Below are 18,797 nucleotides of genomic sequence, written 5' to 3' on the forward strand. Positions count from 1 at the left end.
AGTATTTTTTTTCGCCACGAATTACACAAATTTTCACGAATTAAAATTTTAAATAAATTAGTGGAAATTTGTGTAATTCGTGGCGAACTTTTTTATTTATGATTTAAAACCTGAATTAATTTATCTAAATCTTCTTTAAGATGATTAGCCGTAATTACAATTCTATTCAGCGGTTCTGCCTCTTTTGTGTATTTAAAACTGGCAATAATGATCTTTTCTGCTTTTAATTTTTCTACTAATTCCTTTGATAACAAATAAATTAAAGGATAGTTTTTATCAAATTTAATAGTGCTGTTTTTGATTAAAATCGAATCAATGTAACTTAAATTGTCTTTAAGTTTTTGATGCTGCATTTTATAAATTGCCGAAGCATCAAAAAGTGTCTGTACAAAAGCAGGGTTCATTCCGGCTGCGCTTGTAAAGGTTTCCTGTTCTTTAATTTCATTTATAAAATCTGAGTCTCCAGCAATAACACCGCCAGTTAATCCAAATGCTTTTCCTAAAGAAGAAACCATTATTTTTCTTTTAACGGGATACTGAATTGAAGCGTAAAGTCCAGAACCATTTTGGCCAACAATTCCGAATGCATGCGATTCATCAACAACTAAAGTAATTTCTTTATGTTTCGGAATTTGTTTTAAGAAAGATAAATCAATAGGTTTTGTTTCAAAAGAAGGAACTCCGTCTGTAAGAATCGTTATTTTCTCCGGTTTTGCATCTAATAAACGTTCATTTAATTTTTTGTCTATAAACAACGGAAGACTGTTTTCAATGCTGATTGCATTATGAATGTCATTAACATGAAAAAAACAATCTGTTTGCTTTTTCATTAAATCGACAACCAGCTTTCCAGCCAGCATTCCTGAAGAAACGGTAACAGTATTTTCAGAACCTATATGTGAAGCTAAAAATTTTTCGCCTGCATCATAAGCTGTTAATTGAATATTTGCCGTTCTCGAACTTCCGTAAGTAGTTCCCCATTTTAAAATATTTTTTATGACAAGATCTTGAAATGCTGCGTTTGTTGGAAGCCCTAAATATGCAGTTCCGCCAAAATACAAATACTGTTCATGGTCAATTTCAATAATTCTATCAGGAAATTTTTCGACTTTCATTTTTATAGAAGTGTAACTCCGGTTCCGTTTAGATTAGAATAATTTACAACACCATCTTTAATAGTTACTCCGGTTGCAATATCTTCAGACAGAAGAAGTGCGCCGTCCATATCAACATAATCAAGCTGCGGAAGCAAATGTGCAATTGCAGAAATTCCCACAGTCGATTCGGTCATACAGCCCACCATGGTTTTTAAGCCTAATTTTTTAGCTTCTTCAATCATTCGTTTTCCAGGAGTTAAACCACCGCATTTTACTAATTTGACATTTACGCCATGAAAATGATTGAAACATTTTGCAACATCTTCTTCAATAATACAGCTTTCATCAGCAATTACAGGAAGAACCGAATGTTTGAAAACTTCTTTGTGTCCTTCCCAATTATCAGCTTTCATAGGCTGTTCCAGAAATTCCACTCCTAATTTTTTTAATTCAACTGCATTATTTATTGTTTCTTCAACTCCCCAGCCACAATTTGCATCAATTCTAAAAATGGCATTTGTATGTTTTCTTAGTTCTTTTACAATTGCTATATCTTCTTTAGTTCCTAATTTGATTTTATAAATTGGCCACGGAAGTTCCTGCATTTTCGAAACCATTTTTTCAATAGAAGCAATTCCGATTGTATAATCGGTCAACGGATTTTTCTCTGTGGTATAATTCCACAGATCGTATAGTTTTTTCCCTTTTATTCGGGCATATAAATCATTATAAGCCAAATCCAGCGCGCATAAAGCAAACATATCGTCTTTTAAATACGGATGAATTTTGGACCAAAAAACATCAGGAGTTTCGATTTCTGAATTTTCAATAACTGCTCTGATTTTTTCTAAATCTGCCATCATCATTGAAACCGTCGTTTTGTAATACGGATTTGAAGTGGCTTCACCAAAGCCAGAAAAACCATTACTTTGTAATTCAACAATTAATGAAGGCTGAAAATCAATCGATTCTCTTGAAATAGTGAAAGTGTGTTTTAGTTTTAAATTATATTCTCTTAAAATTAGTTTCATTTTGTAGTATTTTTTTATTCTTTATTCCTCAATAACCTAGCCAAAGGACAGCTTTTACAAATCCGTCTCGCCATAATTTTTCGTTATGTTCTCCGCCTTTTACAATTTTTGTTTTGCTGAGGTGAAGGCAATAACAGCGATTTTTGTCTAATAAACGCTCCATTTTTTCTAAATCTTTAACCATTTCGTCACTTTCTTTGTCGCCACATAAAAAGTAAAATCGGGTTTTGATTTTTGGCGACTTTTCTGTGAAAGTGTAAATTTCATTTGAAAACCAAAAAGAAGGTGAAAAAACGCCTGCATTTCCAAAAACTTGCGGATATTTTACGGCCGCATAATAGGAAACTAAACCGCCAAGTGAACTTCCCATAATCGTAGTGTTTTTGGCTTTAGTTTTAGTTCTATAGTTTTTATCAATGTATGGTTTCAATGTATTTACAATAAAATCAACATAATCATCAGCTTTTCCGCCACCGTATTTTTCATTTTTGTAAGGTGTAAGTTCGTCCATTCTTTTTTCATTTCCGTGTTCGATTCCGACAACAATAACGGGCGCTTTCAAACTATCCAGTTTTTCATCTACATTCCATTCGCCTACAAACGATGTTTTGGCATCAAATAAATTTTGGGCATCATGCATATAGATTACACTGTATCTTTTTTTGACTGAAGCTGAGTAACCTTCAGGAAGATAAAGCCAGATTTTTTTAGTGGTTTTAAGCTGTGGCGATTCAATGGTAAAAGTGGATACGTTTTTGGATGCCGTGCTTTCCTGTGCATTTCCGATATTAGCCAGCGACAAAAGAATAAAAAAGAAGAATCCTCGAATCATTAGTTATTGTGTTTTAGATATTAAAGTAATATTTTAGCTAAAAATAACAAATTTGATGAATACCGAAGAAGAAAAAAGAAGTTTACTTTTAGAAATGATTGCTTTCTCAACAGTTGATGGGCAATTGCATAAACGCGAACTCGAATTTTTGTGGAAAGTTGCTCAGGAACTTAATGTTAAGCAGGATCTTTTTCAGGATTTATTTCATCAGGAACATACGGTAAAAGTAATCAAATCGGAATTTCAGCGTATTCAGCAATTTTATAGATTGGCTTTGATTATGCATTGCGATGGCATTTTGCACGAAAAAGAATCAAAAGCAATTCATCAAATTGCTCTTGAAATGGGATTAAACCCAAGTGCGGTAAAACGCGTTTTAGAATTGATGAAAAATGCACCAAATGCTATGATTGATCCTAAAATATTATTGAAGGTTTTTCAGGAGCAGCACAATTAAAATAACAAAGGACTGCATTTTTGCAGTCCTTGCTTTTTTATGTGGAAATTATTTTTTTGAGATTTGAAATTTTGGATGTCCGGTATTGGCATATGCAAAACTAATTATGTCGCCTGAAATTTCCATGTTTTTTGATTTGCTGTTTCCTATTCCGTGTCCAGCTTCAAAATCAGTAAAGAAAAGTATTTGTTTATCAGACGAATTTGCAGTTTGAAGTAATGCAGCAAATTTTGCTGGTTCCCATGCAGTAACACGAGGATCGTTTATTCCTGCGGTGACTAAGGTAGCCGGATATGCAGTTCCTTTCACAATATGATGGAAAGCATCCATCTCTAATAAAGCTTTAAAATCTTTCGGATCTTTTACAGTGCCAAATTCAGGAATATTTGCTGGTCCATTAGCTTGAATTTCGGATCGAATAGCATTCAATGAACCTGCTTGAATTATTGATGCGGCAAATAAATCAGGACGCTCTGTAATCGCTCTTCCAATTAGTATTCCGCCTGCGCTTTCACTTCGAATTGCGATTTTTTTGGACGTAGTATATTTTTTATTAATCAGATATTCTGCTGTTGCAATCAGATCTTTCCAGGTATTAGGTTTTGTTTCTTTAAAACCTGCTTTATACCATTTATCACCCAGTTCTCCGCCGCCTCTAACGTGAGCTACAACATAAATGCCGCCATAAAGGCAATAAGGTAAAAGACGACCAGGACTAAAATAAGGTTCCATAGAGCTTCCATAAGATCCATATCCGCCTATAAGTACAGGATTATCACCATTTAATTTGATGTTTTTGTTGTAAATAAGTGAAACAGGAACCATCACGCCATCGTATGACGGTATCATAATTTCTTTTGAGATAATGTCTTCGAATTCTGGATATTCGATCGGTTTTGTTAAAGGCTGAAAAGTAAATGTATTGGTAATCGGATTATAAAAATACCTTTTTTGTTGAGAAGTCCAGCCCTCAATTGTCATCCAAATATCGCTTTTGTTCATACTAATGTTTGAAAAGGATACCGAACCTGCCTGAAAAGGTAATTTTAGTTCAATTGGATTAGTTTTGTTCTTTGCTAAAAAATAGGCTTTTGCCTCAATGCCATTCTCTGTAATCGAATAATATAGCCCGTCTTTTGTGACAGCAAAATTAGTAATATTTCCATTTTTCGGCTCTTTAACAACAGTTATAGCATTTTCTATTTCGGGACTTGAAAGAGGGACCTTAATAATTTTAAAATTAGCAGCGTTCTTAAAAGTTAAATAATAGATAAATTCGTTATCGGTTCTAAAGCGTACAACTTCATCTTCTTGAGTGACCAAACTTTTCCAAGTCGTTGGAGAGGGATTATTATTGAAATCAGAAGTGTACAATCTAATTCTGGCGTCTACAGTACGCAGTAGGGCGTAGTTTTTTGAATTTTTTTGATAAATATTATATGGAGCTTCTTCAGGACGGATATTAAGTTCAGGATTGGTGACATTAGAAAGAAATTCAACATCTTCTTTTTCGGTTTGACCTAATTTATGATAATAGACTTTAGTATTTAATGAGCGATTTACATCTTTAACATCAGAAGAATTAAGTCTTGTAAATGTAAAAGAGTTTCCGTCAGGGAACCAAGAAACATAGCTGGACCAACATCTATCAAATGTTTCAGGATATGTTTTTCCATTAATATCGATTATAAAGAGTTCACCACTTTCGGAGCCATTTGGAGAAACTTGGATAGCAACTTTGTCTCCTTCAATATTTGGCGTAATTGTGCTGATGTTATAAGTTACGCCATTAGCTTTTTTGTAGCCTACAGGATCAAAAAGCAATATTTCAGCGCCCTCGTATCCTTGTTTGTAATATAGTTTAGCATTTTCGTCGTTTACGTTTCTTTTCAGATAGAAATATTTATTATTTTCTGTTATTTCTAATTCAGAAATTGTACTGCCTCTTCTAGAACTTAATTCTTTTATTTTTTTTATTAAGTTTTCACGTTCTGGAATCTCGTTTAATTTTTCGCGCGCATAATCTGCATTGCTCTTCATCCAGTCGATTACTTTTGGATCATTAAGATTTTCGAGATAACGATAAGGATCGGATACGATTTTTCCAAAATAATTGTCCGTAACAATTACTTCTGGGGCTGGTTGTGGCTTATTTTGTGCAGAAAGTGAAATTATGGAACCTAAAAATGAAGTAATAACTAGAATGAATCGGTTATTCATGTTGTTTGCTTGGTTTATAACTAGGATTAAATAAAATATGGCGTGTTTTTGTAAGTGTAAATTTATAAAAACATTTTACTTAAAATAGTTATAAAATTTTTAAGGCAATTGTTCCTGAAGTCTTTTGATGTCATCACGCAGTTTGGCTGCCTGCATAAAATCTAACTCTTTTGCCGCTTTTTCCATTGATTTTCGTTTTTCGCGGATCATTTTCTCTAATTCAGCTTTCGATAAATAAGCCGTTTCTGGCTCGGCTGCAAGAGGCAAAGTATGTCCTAATTCATATTCAACTAAAGGATTTTTGGTAAACGCGCTGTCGATTTTTTTATTTAAAGCCTGAGGCGTAATGTTATTTTCTGTGTTGAAATTTATTTGTTTTGTTCTTCTATAATTTGTTTCATCTATGGTTTTTTGCATGCTTCCAGTCATTTTATCAGCATATAAAATGGCTTTACCATTTAAATTTCTTGCAGCACGCCCAATCGTTTGTGTTAAAGATCTGTGGTTTCTTAAAAAACCTTCTTTATCAGCATCAAGAATTGCAACAAGTGAAACTTCAGGTAAATCCAAACCTTCACGAAGTAAGTTTACACCAATCAAAACATCAAAAATACCTTTTCGTAAATCTTGCATGATTTCAATACGTTCTAATGTATCAACTTCAGAATGAATATAGCGGCATCGAACACCTACTTTGGTTAAATATTTGGCCAATTCTTCTGCCATTCTTTTGGTCAAAGTTGTTACTAAAACGCGTTCGTCTAATTCACATCGAACCTGAATTTCTTCAATCAAATCATCAATCTGATTTAAACTCGGGCGTACTTCAATAATTGGATCTAATAATCCAGTTGGACGAATAATCTGTTCGACATAAATACCATCAGATTTTTGCAGTTCATAATCGGCAGGAGTTGCCGAAACGTAAATTACTTGATTTTGAAGTGCTTCAAATTCCTCAAACTTCAAAGGTCTGTTATCCATTGCGGCTGGCAATCTAAAACCATATTCCACCAGATTTTCTTTTCGGCTGCGGTCGCCTCCGTACATGGCATGAACCTGCGAAACGGTAACGTGACTTTCGTCAACAACCATTAAAAAATCGCTCGGAAAATAATCTAATAAACAGAAAGGTCTTGTGCCGGCTTGTCTTCCATCAAGATAACGGGAATAATTTTCGATTCCGGAGCAATAACCTAATTCCCGAATCATTTCTAAATCGAAATTCGTTCTTTCTTCCAAACGTTTGGCTTCTAAGTGTTTTCCTATTTCTTTGAAATAATCAACTTGTTTTACCAAGTCCTGCTGAATTTCCCAGATCGCACCCTGTAAAACTTCTGGCGAAGTAACAAACATATTGGCCGGATAAATTGTCAGTCTTTTAAATTTCTCAATTACCTGTGAAGTTTTAGCGTCAAATGCTTCAATTTCCTCGATTTCATCCCCAAAGAAATGAATTCGGTACGCATCATCAGCATAACTTGGATACACTTCAACAGTATCACCTTTGATTCTAAAAGTTCCCGGATTAAAATCGGCTTCAGTTCTGGCGTATAAACTTTGAACAAGACTATGTAATAATTTAGTTCTCGAAATAACCTGATCTCTTGCAATTTCAATCACATTTTTCTTAAATTCAACGGGATTTCCAATACCGTACAAACAAGAAACTGAAGCTACAACTAGAATATCTCTTCGTCCTGAAAGCAGGGAAGAAGTAGTGCTTAGACGCATCTTTTCAAGTTCTTCGTTGATAGATAAATCTTTCTCGATGAAGACACCTGTAACGGGCATAAAAGCTTCCGGCTGGTAATAGTCGTAATAAGAAACGAAATATTCAACAGCGTTATTGGGAAAAAACTGCTTGAATTCTGAATATAATTGTGCAGCTAAAGTTTTGTTGTGTGCTAAAACTAAAGTAGGGCGCTGTACTTCCTGAATAACATTTGCAACAGTAAAAGTTTTACCAGATCCTGTAACTCCTAATAAAGTTTGATATTTTTCTCCATCGACTACACCTTGTGCTAGTTTTTGTATGGCTTGAGGCTGATCTCCTTTTGGACTATATTCTGAGGATACTTGAAAATTCATTTGGTACTGATGAAAAATTAGTTTTGTAAAGATACAAAGTTTGAAGGCTTTTCAAGAAAATTAATAATCGCATCATTTGTAAATTTTGACTGATCAATACTTAAAAAATGCCCCGCATCAGTAATCATTATTGTTTTGCTGTTGGTTAAATGTTTTTTTGCGCGCTCTAAACTTTCATCCGAATTTATGACATCATGATCACCAATTAAAACTAAAACAGGATTTTTGATCGACTCTAATTCTGAATCTGAAAAGGGCGTCATTTTGAGCATGCTTGAGTTCGATTTGGCATATTTGTTGGCCAAATAAAATTGTCTATTATAGATAGGACTAATTTTTTCTGGATGCGTCGAAAATGTTTTTAATGTTTTACTGAATTTCTTTTGACTGGGAAAAAGTTTTAAAAATAAAGCGGCTGATGTTTTTCTAGGCTTATCAATAAATTTAAACGTCTGCGCGGGACTCAGGAGAACAATTTTGTCAATTGAGTTATTTTTTTGAACGGCTAGCAATGTCGCAATCCAGCCACCGCGTGAAGCTCCAATAACATCAAATTTCTTTAATTTATAATGGTCGAAAATTTCGTTGTACCAAGCGACAATTTCTTCTGATGAAAGTGATTTTGCAGTTAAAGTAGATTTGCTCGGTTCCATTATAAAATCTATAGCATAAATACGGTGATTTTTAGCAATGACTTTAATATTTGGATACCACATTGTAGAACTGGCGTCCATTCCGTGAAGAAGTACTAAATCTTTTCCATTTTTTGGTCCTGCAATTATAACATGCGCAGTTCCAAAACTGGTTTTTACATTTTCTTCTGTATAAGGAATGTCCCAAAGTTTAAGGGATTTGTCGTAAGCTTCAGTGTAATTTTGCTTGTCGTTTTTGGTTTTAAAAACGTAGTCTTCGAATTTTGTTTCTTTAGAAGAAGCGCATCCTGCAAGTAATAAAATAAAAAATAACCGAACGTATATTTTTGAAGTACTCATAAAATTTAATTTACTTTAAAGGTACAACAATCTAATTTCGAAGAAGTTTCAGAATTTTGCTCTAAAATAACATAATTATAACTTCTAGTTTTTTTTCACTGTCAAATGATAAATTTGCACGAAAGCTAAAATCGCATTAGGAATGATTACAGGTAAAAGCCATTGGTTAAAATCTTTGTAATCTTTTAAAAAGATGCCATAAATGACAAAACAGATACAGCCAAACATATTAATAAACCGGATTGTTCTGAGGTCTTTCAGCAAAAATCCTCCAACGATAAAAACAGATGCTAGGTAACCAATATACTCTGCCATAGTCTTGATATTAAATAGTTTACAATAAATGTAACAAAACCTAATTATATAATCAAGAGTTGGGGCTGAAAATCAAGGATTTAAAACTTTAGATTCTTTTAGGATTCCGACTTGTATGTCGAATTCTTAAAATATGAATTTCGTTGAGAGTTATTTTATAAGATATACGATAACTGTAAATTTCATAGGCTCTATAATTTATATGATTTGGAATTTTCATTTCATCCAATTCATATATTTCCCAATTTGTACTTAAAATTGAAACAGAGCTGTAAATTTTATCAATTACTTTGTTTGGAATGTTTTTGCTTTTAGATTCTTTAAATAAATGGAAGTAAATTTTTTCAAGCTGATTCAGAGAAGTGTTGGACCAAATTATTTTTTTTTCCATTGTTCCATTTTATTCTTGACATCATCATGAGAATAAAAATTACCGCTTTCAATATCTTCTTCAGCAACTTTTAGCTCATCATTGTATTGTTCCAAATATTCTTTTGGGGAAGTTTTTCGACTATCTAAAATCGTTTTTAATGCTGATAAAAATATATCATCATCAATTTTTTCAATTTCAGAAATCAAGATATTTTTGAGCTGAATTGTATCCATAATACTATAATTTACTCGAAGTTACAAAACAAAATTTAATATCAGGACTTAATAATTCTTAAAGTTTCCATGATTTCTGTTCCGCTTCACTTAAAAAAGACCAAGCCACAATACGGCTGTTTTTTTGTCCTTGCGACATTTCAATTGTTTTTACTGAAACGGTATTTACCTTTTTTAATGTTTTGTAAATTGAGGAAAGATTTTCCTGTTTTGAAACCAGTGTAGTAAACCAAAGACATTGTGAAGCATATTTGACGCTTTCGTAAATCATTTGTGTAACAAATCCAATTTCACCGCCATTACACCATAATTCGGCGTTATGACCGCCAAAATTCAGAACAGGATTTGTGCTTCTTTTTTCTTTTAAATTCGAAACTTTTCGTGAAGCACTTTTGTTTGCTTCTTCTGCCGAAGCATGAAAAGGCGGATTGCACATTGTGAAAGTGAATTTGTCTTCAGGAATAATAATATTTTTGAAAATAAATCGAGATTCAGTCTGCTGCTGTAAACTGATTGCATCGATTAATTTTGGATTGTTTTCTATTATTTTACTGCAGTTTGCAATTGCTTTCCCATCGATATCTGTACCGACAAAACTCCAATTGTAAATGGCATTTCCTAATATCGGATAGATTAAATTTGCACCTGTACCGATATCTAATCCCAAAACAGAATTTCCTTCTGGAATTTGATTGTTGTTGCTTCCGGCCAATAAATCAGCGATGTAATGAATATAATCAGCTCTTCCTGGAATTGGCGGGCAAAGATAATTTTTTGGAATATGCCAGTTTTGAATATCATAATAAGTCTGCAACAAAGCTTTGTTTAAAGCTTTTACAGCAAGCGGGTTACTGAATTCAATGGTTTCAATTCCGTATTTATTTATGGAAACAAAAGCTTTTAATTCGGGACAATTTGAAATAAGAAGTTCAAAATCATATCGCGAACGATGCAGATTTCTTGGATGTAAATTGTCTTTTTGTGAATTATCGTTTGCTTTCATTTTTATAAATTTCGTGCAAAGATAGGTATTCCTTTTTTAGAAATGATTTTAGGAAATTTTCCATTAAGCCTATTGCCCAAATCCGTTGTCGTAGCTGTTGTACCTAGTTTTTTTCAATGTAATCTATGTCCAGTACGTCACTCAATTTAGTCAAACTAGATTTTGAGAATCGTCTGAATGCTAATTCAATAAATACATATCTAATCATTAATAATTGTAATATTACCGCAAGTATTGAGATTATTGAAAATTCCTGTTTGTTAGAAAAAAATAGAGTAATGAAACCAATGAAAGGAAAGCATAATAAAATACTTAGCAAAATTCGGAAGGCTTTATTTATTTCCACTTCGACTTGTCCATCTTTGTTAACAATTTCGCCTGTTAAAACACAGAATGCGCCTTTTCCAATTTCTGAGGATATTATCCTGAATGAATTGTCTTTAATTATTCCACGAAATGATTTGTCGGTTATTTTTGAAGTCAAACTTTCAGAAAGTTCAGTTCTTCTTTTTAAGCGTTCAAGAGTTTCGGTTTCTTCTCCAATTATTTTGAAAGTATAATAGCTTTTTGGAAATATGTTCATTCGTTTTGTGCTCTTTTAATTAGGTATAACGTTCTGGTACTACAGCTGGTTTGGTACTAAATTAAGCCCATTCTTCTAATTTGCCAAATCATTCAAATATAAAACCATTTTCAAATTAAGCCAAATGCCTAGCTTGCTTGTAGCGTGTGTTGGCGGTTCGTTGTTTTCTACCATACTTTCCACCAAGATTTTTTGTCTTTATCTGTTGGATTAGTTGCATTATATTCTGTCGTTGAATTACCAAGGTCAATAAAGTTTATGCTAAAAGATTGTTCGTCCTCTTGAATAATTGCTGTATATGTTTTTCCGTCTCTTTCGTAAGTTTTGTTTTTATCAAAATTACTCATAGTCCAATTTCTTGCACTTGTCATCATCATATTCACATAATTTTCATAGTTATTGTGAATTTCTTCGTCAGTCTTTGGTTGTGCTAAAATTGTTTCTTTCGGTATTGTTGAACTCTGCATTTTATATTTTGCAAGTATTACAATGTCAAAATACCATTCGTTAGTTAGTTCGGCTGCATCTAAAGTTAAACCGTCTAAGAAACCCATAATTGGGTCTCTAAAATTGCTTTGGTGGTCTAACTTCGCCCTAATTCCTGTTGACTTTGTCCAATTTGCCCTTTCTCCTGTGTCACCATTATTTGAAACACCATAAAATGCAATCACATATTCCAAATATCCATTTGGTGTTTCTTCTTCATAGTTCATTGGATTTTCCAAAAGTTGTTCAGGAACTTTTGAAATTAGTTGGTCAAAGAAATTTGAGTTGTTAAAAAAACTCATTCCTGAAATTCCAAGTTGGGGAAGTCCGCCAACTCCGTGTCTGCAAGTTGTTCCGTTTTTGTAAATTTTCATATTAAAGGCTTCCTGTCCGTCTGCCGTTACTTTGAAAATTATTAGTTCTACTTCTTCTTTTTTCATATTTGGAAAATTGATAATTGTTTGTTGGTGTAGTTTTGGTACAATGACTGTCAACGTTCCCGCGCTACAAGTAGTTTGGGACTAAATTAAGCCCATTCTTTGGATTTGCTAAATCATCCCAAATACAAAACCAGCTTTCCAGTAAGCCTATTGTCCAAATCCGTTGTAGTAGCTGTTGGCAGAGCGTTGCTTTGGTTATTATTGTCTTTAATATTTAGTAAACTATAGTATTTTCCGTATGTCACAATATCTGTAAGTAACGAGAGAAGCTTTTTTTTCAATTATTTTAGAAAATATTACATTACCATCACTTTGCTGATAAAATTGTACAGGCAAAGATTTATTCTCTACATTATTCAAAGATTTTAATTCAGTTAATTTTTCCATCGATGAATCTATAAAATGAATATCTGTAGTTTCAGTACAATCAAAACTTACATCATAAATTTTTTCATTCTTAATTTTTACTATTAGATTTTTGACAAAGCCAATTTCTTCTGACAATTTAAAAGTGTCTATTTTAAATTCCCTTTTTGACAATTTATTGAAATGCTTTGCAGATGATAAATTCTTAAAAATAGTATCTAATTTAATTTCTCCAAAACCGTAAAAATTTCTTTGTTTTTCTTTACGACTTATATTAAAAAAGTCAACAATATAAAGCAATATTTTTTTCATTTGTTTAATAATTTTTTCAATTCTCCGTTTTTTTTTTGCAATGTCTGCCAACGTTCCGTTACTACAGCGGGTTTGGGAGTAAATTAAGCCCTATTTTCGGATTTGCCAAATCATTCCAAATACAAAAACATTTTTCCATCAAGCCTATTGCCCAAATCCGTTGTAGCGGCTGTTATATGCAGTTATTTTTTATAAGGCTCTTTCTTTTCAAACTTTTTTGTTGTCTCATTTAAAATATATATTTCCGGTTTACAGTATGAGCAATTATTGTAAAAATAATTTGTTTCTTCAGGTGGATTAATAATTAACATTCTACTGTCTTTTTTAAATTCTGAGCCGACTGATGAATCTGGAGCATCATATATTTTTCCAGTTCTTCTGTCGATTAGTACATTCATCTGACAAGGACTTCCACAACCCCAAGTAGCAAAAGTATAATGCCCTGCAAAAAGATTTTCAGGATCATTATAACTTTCTCTAATTGCAGTTCTAAATCGCCTTCCTAATTCGTGAGAGTTTAAGTCAAGTTTAGCTTTGACATTTTCAACACTAACTTTAAAATCATCAAAAGTTATGTATGGTTCAAATTTTATTAGAACTTCTCTAATTTTATCTTTCTGAATAGTTGTATCTCCATAAATAATTACACTACCGTCATTCAATATAGTATCAATTACAGGTTTTACTTCCTTTTTCTTTTGATATAATTTAGCAGTATCTGATTTAATTTCTGGTGTAATTAAATTTTTATTTTTATCAGTACATGACAAAAATAGAAGGAGTGTTGCTAAAAAATAGAAGTGTGTTTTCATAATTGCATATAACGTTCTGCTACTACAGTGGGTTTGGGACTAAATTAAGCCCATTCTTCTAATTTGACAAATCATAACAAAATACAAAGCCAGCCAAATTCATATATAATGGTAATATTTTAATTAAATATATAAATAATCTTTTTAGGCAATCAGAAAAAAAATCAGTCAAAACATTCCATCATCAAAAGATCCCCTTCACGATGCGAAATCAATACAAGTCCATCTTGCTCAACAGAATTACTGCTTCCGGTTCTGTAGCCCATTGTAAGTGTATCGTTTTGAAGTTCGTATTTTAAATTATTAGAATAAATTCCGTTTACAACACCAATTGGGATAAGTGAAATTGGAGTTTTGGCAGTGTACCATTTTTCGAATTTAGCAGGCAGTAAAAATATTTTTGAGTGATCGTCGAGAATCACAATTTTAAGCAAATCGCGGTAACGAACAATGTTGGTAAGATTTGTAATCGTGTGATCGGCGCGTCTTCCGGTTGCCCAGACAACGTTTACAGCCGGAATTTTTCTTTCGATTAAATAATCAAATGCCTTTTCTAAATCTGTTTTATCTTGATCTGGTGTATGAACAATTTCTATTGGATATTGTGAAGTTTTATAAACTTCTGGATCAAAACCGCGGTCAAAATCGCCCAAAAGCACATCGATTTTTATGCCTAATTCAATAACTCTTTCAATTGCAGAATCAAGAACAACAACAAGAGGCGACCATTCCAGCAGCTGCCCCAATAGTTCACTGCTGCAGGCGGCTCCGTTAGCAATAATTAAAGCAGGTTCCTGATCGTCGCGAACTATATGATGTGATGACATGTGTGTTTTTTTGAATGTGGAGCAAATATACGGTTAGTATTTTAGATTTTAAATTTTAGAATTTTTTGCCAAAGATTTTCAAATAATCTAAAATTATATTAGTCTTCTATGATAATTGATTTGTCCTAAATGGTAAGCCAAATGTGTCGAAAGATGCACTAAGAAAAATCCGGTTGTCATTTCTTTTTCAAAAACGATTTGTGGGTAAATGGCTTGTAAATCAGTTTCAGTTAAAGAATCTAAAGCTTTATTGACTACAAAAAGAGTATCTTCAATTTTCTTGATTAATTCTGTTTTTGGAATATCTTTTAGAGAAAATTCCAGAGGACGATTTCTGATATAACCTGTTTTTCCAATTTCGGCTCCAATGTAAGTGTTTAGGTTTCCAATTAAATGCAGACAAAGATTTCCTGCCGAATTTGAAATGTTCTTATCAATTTCCCAAATTTTGCTTTCAGTTTGATAGGATTCGATTTCGAATTTCAGTTTGTTTAAGTCTCGTTCAAATAACGATTTAAGCGTTTCGGTCAGCATGATTTTTTTTTGATTTAACTATTTGAATAATGAAATTAGCTAAGATTAATCTCTATTTTTTATAGGAATCCAGATTTCTTCTTCAGAATCTGGATCGTCTTTTTTGTATTTTTCGTCCATAACCGCAAAATGGGGTCTGTCATCGACCGTGTATTCCGAATTTGGAAGCCATTCTGCAAAAATAGTATGATAGGTTTTATGTCCTTCACTGGCAGGACCTTTATGAATAAAAACAGCATAAATTCCAGTCGGAATTATGAGTGTTTCCATCTCTGGAGGAGGGACAACAGGGAAGTTTTTAACTTCAACAGCGGCCCATTTTTGGAATGTTTTACTGGCATCAAAATTGTTGAAATAGCCATTTGGAAAAACTTCAAGTGAGTATAAATTTGAATTAAGTGTATTTTTGATTTCCTTTCTCCTTGGCATAAAACCGTTCCATAATTGAAAAGTATGATTCTCCAAAAACGACATTACAATATATTTTCCGACCAATTTTTTTTCGGTTAAAATCTTAATTTGGGCTTCCATTTTAGTAGGTTTGTTTTATGGTGTATTTTTTTAAATCGGTTTCACTAAGTGAAAAATAGCCTAGCGGATAATTTTCCTTATTAGTTGAGTTGATGATATTTCCTTTTACCGTTGCCGGAGGGGACTGAAAAGGTCCGCCAACGTTAGTTCCTGCAATACTTACCAAAATACTCATGTAATTGTAATATTGCTTTGAGATTCCTAAATGTGTTATTTCGATTTGATCTCCAGATTTTAATTCATCATCATCTGAAAGACTGAAAAATTCATTTCCTTGAAAAAATTTATCGTCGTCGACGTAATAATTAGATTTAATTTTATTGGAGTACACATATTTGTACAAATAGAAATTATCAGCATCTCCGGGGTCATTATAATACGCTTTTATTTCAATGTCTTTTCCAGTAAATCCGCCTTCGTTATTTTGTTCAATATGTGTTATAGGAGCAACAGATTGAAAAGTTTCAACAGCTGTATAGGTCTGTCCGTTTGTTTTTACAGTCAAAGTATATTCGGCATTTAAAACTGGTTTGAAATTGGTGCAGACATAACGGCCTGTTTTCGGAATTTCTATAAAATTAAACTGTTCGTTTGCACTGTTTTTTATAAAAATCTGAGCGCCAGAAACTGTTGGAATTACGTTTTCAAAATAACCGGTTGTTGTGGTAAGTTTAATGGTTTGTTGTCTGCCTGTCGTCCCTTTTTGCCAGTTTATAGCAGCTTCGATAACAAGTTTTGGTGGCGCTGTATCTAAATCAACATCTACAACTTCTTCACAGCTTGTAAAGAATGTCGCTATAAAAATTACAATTAATAAAGCTGTTTTTTTCATAATATGCTTTTTCATAAAAAGGAATATTTTTAAAATTTAAAATTGTAACTCACCGCAGGCACAATTCCAAAAATGGACGTTTTTACTGCTTCATTGTCACCTGTATCAACATTTTGGCGGAAATTTATAGAAGCTGCATTTTTACGGTTATACAAATTATAAATACTAAAAACCCATTCGCCTTTCCAGTTTCGGTCTTTGTTTTTTCTCGGAGTTAAAGTTGCCGAAACATCTAGGTGATGATAAGCCGGCAATCGATTTTCGTTACGCAGGCCATAACTCGGAACTGTGATTCCTAAATATTCATATTGTCCAATCGGGTAAGTAACTGGCTGTCCGGACTGTAATGCAAAGTTAGCACCAAAAGACCATTTTTCGTTCAAATTATAAGCCGAAGTTACAGCTAAATTATGCGTTTTATCGTAAGCGGAATTGTACCATTGGCCATTATTGATTCCAGTTTCCTCTGGAGTTCTTCCAGGAGTCTGCTGTTCTGATTTTGATAAAGTATAAGATATCCATCCGTTGAATTTGCCTTCGTTTTTCTTTACCATAATTTCTAAGCCATAAGCACGCATCTGTCCATTTAAAATTACTTGTTCAATGGCATTGTTTGCAATTAAATCGGCTCCGTCAATGTAATCTAATCTATTTTGAATTTCTTTATAATAGGTTTCAACTTCCAATGAATATGCACCGTTTTTGATATTTCTGAAATAACCCAGCGCGACCTGATCTGCAATTTGTGGTTTAATATAATTGTCGCTTGGCATCCAGACATCCAGCGGAGTAGGTGATGAGGTATTTGAAATCAGCTGAAGATACTGCGCCATTCTATTATAACTTGCTTTGATGGCTTGATCATCATTTAATTGGTAAGAAATAGAAAATCGAGGTTCTAGATTGTTGTAATTTTTGATTGATTTGTTTTTGCCAAAATATTCTGTTCCAATGGGAGTTGCTTTCTCGTAAATCTGCAAATTAGAATCAAATATAACAGGATTGTTGTTTTCGTAAAGATTTACAGAAGAAGGACCTAAACGATAAAACAAACTGTATCGCAATCCGAAAGCAACAGTAACTTTTTTAGAAAGCTGATTTTCGGCATCGATATAAATTGAAGGTTCAAACGCATATTTTTTATCCAATTGATCTGGATTAATTCCAGAATCTGGTCCGCTTGGCTTAATGGTTCCCGGATTAAATTTGTAATAAATTCCGTTTAAGCCATAACTCAATTTGAATTTGTCTGAAAGATAATGTTTGAAATCGTACTTAATATTATAGTTTTGAATGCCTGAATCCCATTTAAAACCAACAAAATCAAGATCTAATCCGTAATAATAATCACTGTAAATCATCGATAAATTTGAGAATAATTTGTCTGAGTATAAATGATTCCAGCGAAGATTTAAAGTTGAATTTCCGTAAATATTAGTGAAGCTTTTGTTTAGGCTGAAAACATCGCGTCCAAAATAACCTGACAAGTACAAACTATTATTGTCATTTAATTTGTAGCTCAATTTTGTATTAAGATCATAAAAATAAGCCGAATTGTCTTTTTGATCTGCAGATAATTTTAAAAATAAATGAGCATAGGAAGCTCTTCCTCCAATTAAAAAAGAACCTTTATCTTTCACCAAAGGACCTTCGGCTAAAAGTCGGCTCGAAATTAATCCGATGCCTCCGTTTACATGGAATTCTTTGCTGTTTCCATCTTTCTGATAAATATCCAAAACAGAAGAAGCTCGTCCGCCAAAACGTGCTGGAATTCCTCCTTTATATAATTTTAAATCTTTAATTGCATCCGGATTAAAAACCGAGAAAAAACCAAAAACGTGTGATGAATTAAAAATTGTTGCTTCGTCTAATAAAATTAAATTCTGATCAGCACCGCCGCCTCGAACATTAAATCCTGATGCGCCTTCACCTGCATTTGTAACCCCCGGAAGCAATAAAATCGATTTAAGAACATCAACTTCTCCTAAAACTACCGGCATTTTTTTTATGGTTGCAATGGAGAGCTTGTTGGCGCTCATTTCGGGAGACTTCGTATTTATTTTTCCTTTGTTGTCGGTAATAACGACTTCTTGAAGTTCTTGGCCTTCGCCTTCGCTGAGGCTGAAATTTTGTTTAGTATTTTGGTTTAGAATTATCGTTTGCCGAAGTGTTTGATAGCCAACATAACTAATTTCAATTTGATGTTCGCCTTTCGGAATCGTGAGTGAATAAAAACCATATTCGTTTGTTGTAGTTCCAATTTTTAAAGATGGAATATAGATATTGACAGCAATTAGAGTTTCATTGCTTTTATTGTCCTTTATGGTACCGCTCAAAGTAAATTTTTCTTGAGAAAATGAAGTAAAAGCCGTTAAAACTAAAATAATAAGGATGCCAAACTTTCTTATAATCATCTTTTTGATTTTGGTT

At 33.0% G+C, this 18,797-nt stretch carries 20 protein-coding genes; 1 reads left to right on the plus strand and 19 read right to left on the minus strand.

Features of this window, described 5'->3' with window-relative positions; all coding sequences use genetic code 11:
* Positions 1-92: 92 nt before the first annotated feature.
* The 3 genes from GKZ88_RS00365 to GKZ88_RS00375 are packed head-to-tail and all read right to left on the minus strand — an operon-like array spanning position 93 to position 2,960.
* The gene (locus GKZ88_RS00365; protein ID WP_155100422.1) at positions 93-1,115 is read right to left on the minus strand and encodes an aminotransferase class I/II-fold pyridoxal phosphate-dependent enzyme; all 1,023 of its coding nucleotides are present in this window, start codon (positions 1,113-1,115) and stop codon (positions 93-95) included.
* A gap of 2 nt (positions 1,116-1,117) precedes the next feature.
* Positions 1,118-2,128 carry a dipeptide epimerase gene (locus GKZ88_RS00370; protein ID WP_155100423.1) on the minus strand — a complete coding sequence of 337 codons (1,011 nt, stop codon included), beginning with the start codon at positions 2,126-2,128 and terminating at the stop codon, positions 1,118-1,120.
* Positions 2,129-2,156: 28 nt separating this feature from the next.
* Entirely contained in the window at positions 2,157-2,960 is an 804-nt protein-coding gene (locus GKZ88_RS00375) for an alpha/beta hydrolase-fold protein (RefSeq protein ID WP_155100424.1), read from the minus strand.
* A gap of 55 nt (positions 2,961-3,015) precedes the next feature.
* Between GKZ88_RS00375 and GKZ88_RS00380 the strand changes: the two genes are divergently transcribed.
* A complete protein-coding gene (locus GKZ88_RS00380) occupies positions 3,016-3,417 on the plus strand; it encodes an excinuclease ABC subunit B (RefSeq protein WP_155100425.1) in 402 nt (133 codons plus the stop codon).
* Positions 3,418-3,465: 48 nt separating this feature from the next.
* Here GKZ88_RS00380 and GKZ88_RS00385 read toward each other — a convergent pair whose 3' ends face one another.
* The 16 genes from GKZ88_RS00385 to GKZ88_RS00460 all read right to left on the minus strand — a co-directional run bounded on the left by GKZ88_RS00385 (position 3,466) and on the right by GKZ88_RS00460 (position 18,781).
* Entirely contained in the window at positions 3,466-5,637 is a 2,172-nt protein-coding gene (locus GKZ88_RS00385) for a prolyl oligopeptidase family serine peptidase (protein ID WP_155100426.1), read from the minus strand.
* 99 nt (positions 5,638-5,736) lie between these two features.
* Positions 5,737-7,728: an excinuclease ABC subunit UvrB gene (gene uvrB / locus GKZ88_RS00390; protein WP_155100427.1), complete on the minus strand. Its 1,992-nt coding sequence runs from the start codon at positions 7,726-7,728 to the stop codon at positions 5,737-5,739.
* Positions 7,729-7,745: 17 nt separating this feature from the next.
* Complete coding sequence (locus GKZ88_RS00395; RefSeq protein WP_155100428.1) at positions 7,746-8,720, minus strand: alpha/beta hydrolase; 975 nt, start codon at positions 8,718-8,720, stop codon at positions 7,746-7,748.
* An 84-nt stretch (positions 8,721-8,804) separates the two neighbouring features.
* Positions 8,805-9,035 (minus strand): uroporphyrinogen decarboxylase, encoded by a 231-nt coding sequence (locus GKZ88_RS00400; protein ID WP_155100429.1) that lies wholly within the window; start codon positions 9,033-9,035, stop codon positions 8,805-8,807.
* An 88-nt stretch (positions 9,036-9,123) separates the two neighbouring features.
* Positions 9,124-9,426: a type II toxin-antitoxin system RelE/ParE family toxin gene (locus tag GKZ88_RS00405; RefSeq protein ID WP_155100430.1), complete on the minus strand. Its 303-nt coding sequence runs from the start codon at positions 9,424-9,426 to the stop codon at positions 9,124-9,126.
* A complete protein-coding gene (locus GKZ88_RS00410; RefSeq protein ID WP_155100431.1) occupies positions 9,411-9,641 on the minus strand; it encodes a hypothetical protein in 231 nt (76 codons plus the stop codon). The genes GKZ88_RS00405 and GKZ88_RS00410 overlap by 16 nt, the downstream gene beginning before the upstream one ends.
* A gap of 58 nt (positions 9,642-9,699) precedes the next feature.
* Positions 9,700-10,644, minus strand: a complete 945-nt coding sequence (rlmF, locus tag GKZ88_RS00415) for a 23S rRNA (adenine(1618)-N(6))-methyltransferase RlmF (RefSeq protein WP_155100432.1) — start codon at positions 10,642-10,644, stop codon at positions 9,700-9,702.
* 103 nt (positions 10,645-10,747) lie between these two features.
* On the minus strand, positions 10,748-11,227 hold the full coding sequence (locus GKZ88_RS00420) for a hypothetical protein (protein ID WP_155100433.1): 480 nt from the start codon (positions 11,225-11,227) through the stop codon (positions 10,748-10,750).
* A 167-nt stretch (positions 11,228-11,394) separates the two neighbouring features.
* Complete coding sequence (locus tag GKZ88_RS00425; RefSeq protein ID WP_155100434.1) at positions 11,395-12,153, minus strand: hypothetical protein; 759 nt, start codon at positions 12,151-12,153, stop codon at positions 11,395-11,397.
* A 222-nt stretch (positions 12,154-12,375) separates the two neighbouring features.
* On the minus strand, positions 12,376-12,831 hold the full coding sequence (locus GKZ88_RS00430) for a hypothetical protein (protein ID WP_155100435.1): 456 nt from the start codon (positions 12,829-12,831) through the stop codon (positions 12,376-12,378).
* A 182-nt stretch (positions 12,832-13,013) separates the two neighbouring features.
* The gene (locus tag GKZ88_RS00435; RefSeq protein WP_155100436.1) at positions 13,014-13,643 is read right to left on the minus strand and encodes a hypothetical protein; all 630 of its coding nucleotides are present in this window, start codon (positions 13,641-13,643) and stop codon (positions 13,014-13,016) included.
* Between the two features lie 164 nt (positions 13,644-13,807).
* Complete coding sequence (locus tag GKZ88_RS00440) at positions 13,808-14,470, minus strand: thiamine diphosphokinase (protein ID WP_155100437.1); 663 nt, start codon at positions 14,468-14,470, stop codon at positions 13,808-13,810.
* A gap of 93 nt (positions 14,471-14,563) precedes the next feature.
* Complete coding sequence (locus GKZ88_RS00445) at positions 14,564-15,004, minus strand: DinB family protein (RefSeq protein ID WP_155100438.1); 441 nt, start codon at positions 15,002-15,004, stop codon at positions 14,564-14,566.
* A 45-nt stretch (positions 15,005-15,049) separates the two neighbouring features.
* Positions 15,050-15,535, minus strand: coding sequence for a GyrI-like domain-containing protein (locus GKZ88_RS00450; RefSeq protein ID WP_155100439.1), 486 nt, complete (start codon positions 15,533-15,535; stop codon positions 15,050-15,052).
* 1 nt (position 15,536) lies between these two features.
* Entirely contained in the window at positions 15,537-16,382 is an 846-nt protein-coding gene (locus tag GKZ88_RS00455) for a DUF4249 domain-containing protein (protein WP_230392442.1), read from the minus strand.
* Positions 16,383-16,396: 14 nt separating this feature from the next.
* Positions 16,397-18,781, minus strand: a complete 2,385-nt coding sequence (locus tag GKZ88_RS00460) for a TonB-dependent receptor (protein ID WP_155100440.1) — start codon at positions 18,779-18,781, stop codon at positions 16,397-16,399.
* Positions 18,782-18,797 lie beyond the last annotated feature (16 nt).

Source organism: Flavobacterium sp. LC2016-01, from assembly GCF_009711135.1.
Taxonomy (GTDB): Bacteria; Bacteroidota; Bacteroidia; order Flavobacteriales; family Flavobacteriaceae; genus Flavobacterium.

Coding starts and splice junctions, on each gene's coding strand:
- GKZ88_RS00365 (WP_155100422.1), bottom strand. CDS start 1,115: ATGAAAGTCGAAAAATTTCCTGATAGAATTATTGAAATTGACCATGAA.
- GKZ88_RS00370 (WP_155100423.1), bottom strand. CDS start 2,128: ATGAAACTAATTTTAAGAGAATATAATTTAAAACTAAAACACACTTTC.
- GKZ88_RS00375 (WP_155100424.1), bottom strand. CDS start 2,960: ATGATTCGAGGATTCTTCTTTTTTATTCTTTTGTCGCTGGCTAATATC.
- GKZ88_RS00380 (WP_155100425.1), top strand. CDS start 3,016: ATGAATACCGAAGAAGAAAAAAGAAGTTTACTTTTAGAAATGATTGCT.
- GKZ88_RS00385 (WP_155100426.1), bottom strand. CDS start 5,637: ATGAATAACCGATTCATTCTAGTTATTACTTCATTTTTAGGTTCCATA.
- uvrB (WP_155100427.1), bottom strand. CDS start 7,728: ATGAATTTTCAAGTATCCTCAGAATATAGTCCAAAAGGAGATCAGCCT.
- GKZ88_RS00395 (WP_155100428.1), bottom strand. CDS start 8,720: ATGAGTACTTCAAAAATATACGTTCGGTTATTTTTTATTTTATTACTT.
- GKZ88_RS00400 (WP_155100429.1), bottom strand. CDS start 9,035: ATGGCAGAGTATATTGGTTACCTAGCATCTGTTTTTATCGTTGGAGGA.
- GKZ88_RS00405 (WP_155100430.1), bottom strand. CDS start 9,426: ATGGAAAAAAAAATAATTTGGTCCAACACTTCTCTGAATCAGCTTGAA.
- GKZ88_RS00410 (WP_155100431.1), bottom strand. CDS start 9,641: ATGGATACAATTCAGCTCAAAAATATCTTGATTTCTGAAATTGAAAAA.
- rlmF (WP_155100432.1), bottom strand. CDS start 10,644: ATGAAAGCAAACGATAATTCACAAAAAGACAATTTACATCCAAGAAAT.
- GKZ88_RS00420 (WP_155100433.1), bottom strand. CDS start 11,227: ATGAACATATTTCCAAAAAGCTATTATACTTTCAAAATAATTGGAGAA.
- GKZ88_RS00425 (WP_155100434.1), bottom strand. CDS start 12,153: ATGAAAAAAGAAGAAGTAGAACTAATAATTTTCAAAGTAACGGCAGAC.
- GKZ88_RS00430 (WP_155100435.1), bottom strand. CDS start 12,831: ATGAAAAAAATATTGCTTTATATTGTTGACTTTTTTAATATAAGTCGT.
- GKZ88_RS00435 (WP_155100436.1), bottom strand. CDS start 13,643: ATGAAAACACACTTCTATTTTTTAGCAACACTCCTTCTATTTTTGTCA.
- GKZ88_RS00440 (WP_155100437.1), bottom strand. CDS start 14,470: ATGTCATCACATCATATAGTTCGCGACGATCAGGAACCTGCTTTAATT.
- GKZ88_RS00445 (WP_155100438.1), bottom strand. CDS start 15,004: ATGCTGACCGAAACGCTTAAATCGTTATTTGAACGAGACTTAAACAAA.
- GKZ88_RS00450 (WP_155100439.1), bottom strand. CDS start 15,535: ATGGAAGCCCAAATTAAGATTTTAACCGAAAAAAAATTGGTCGGAAAA.
- GKZ88_RS00455 (WP_230392442.1), bottom strand. CDS start 16,382: ATGAAAAAGCATATTATGAAAAAAACAGCTTTATTAATTGTAATTTTT.
- GKZ88_RS00460 (WP_155100440.1), bottom strand. CDS start 18,781: ATGATTATAAGAAAGTTTGGCATCCTTATTATTTTAGTTTTAACGGCT.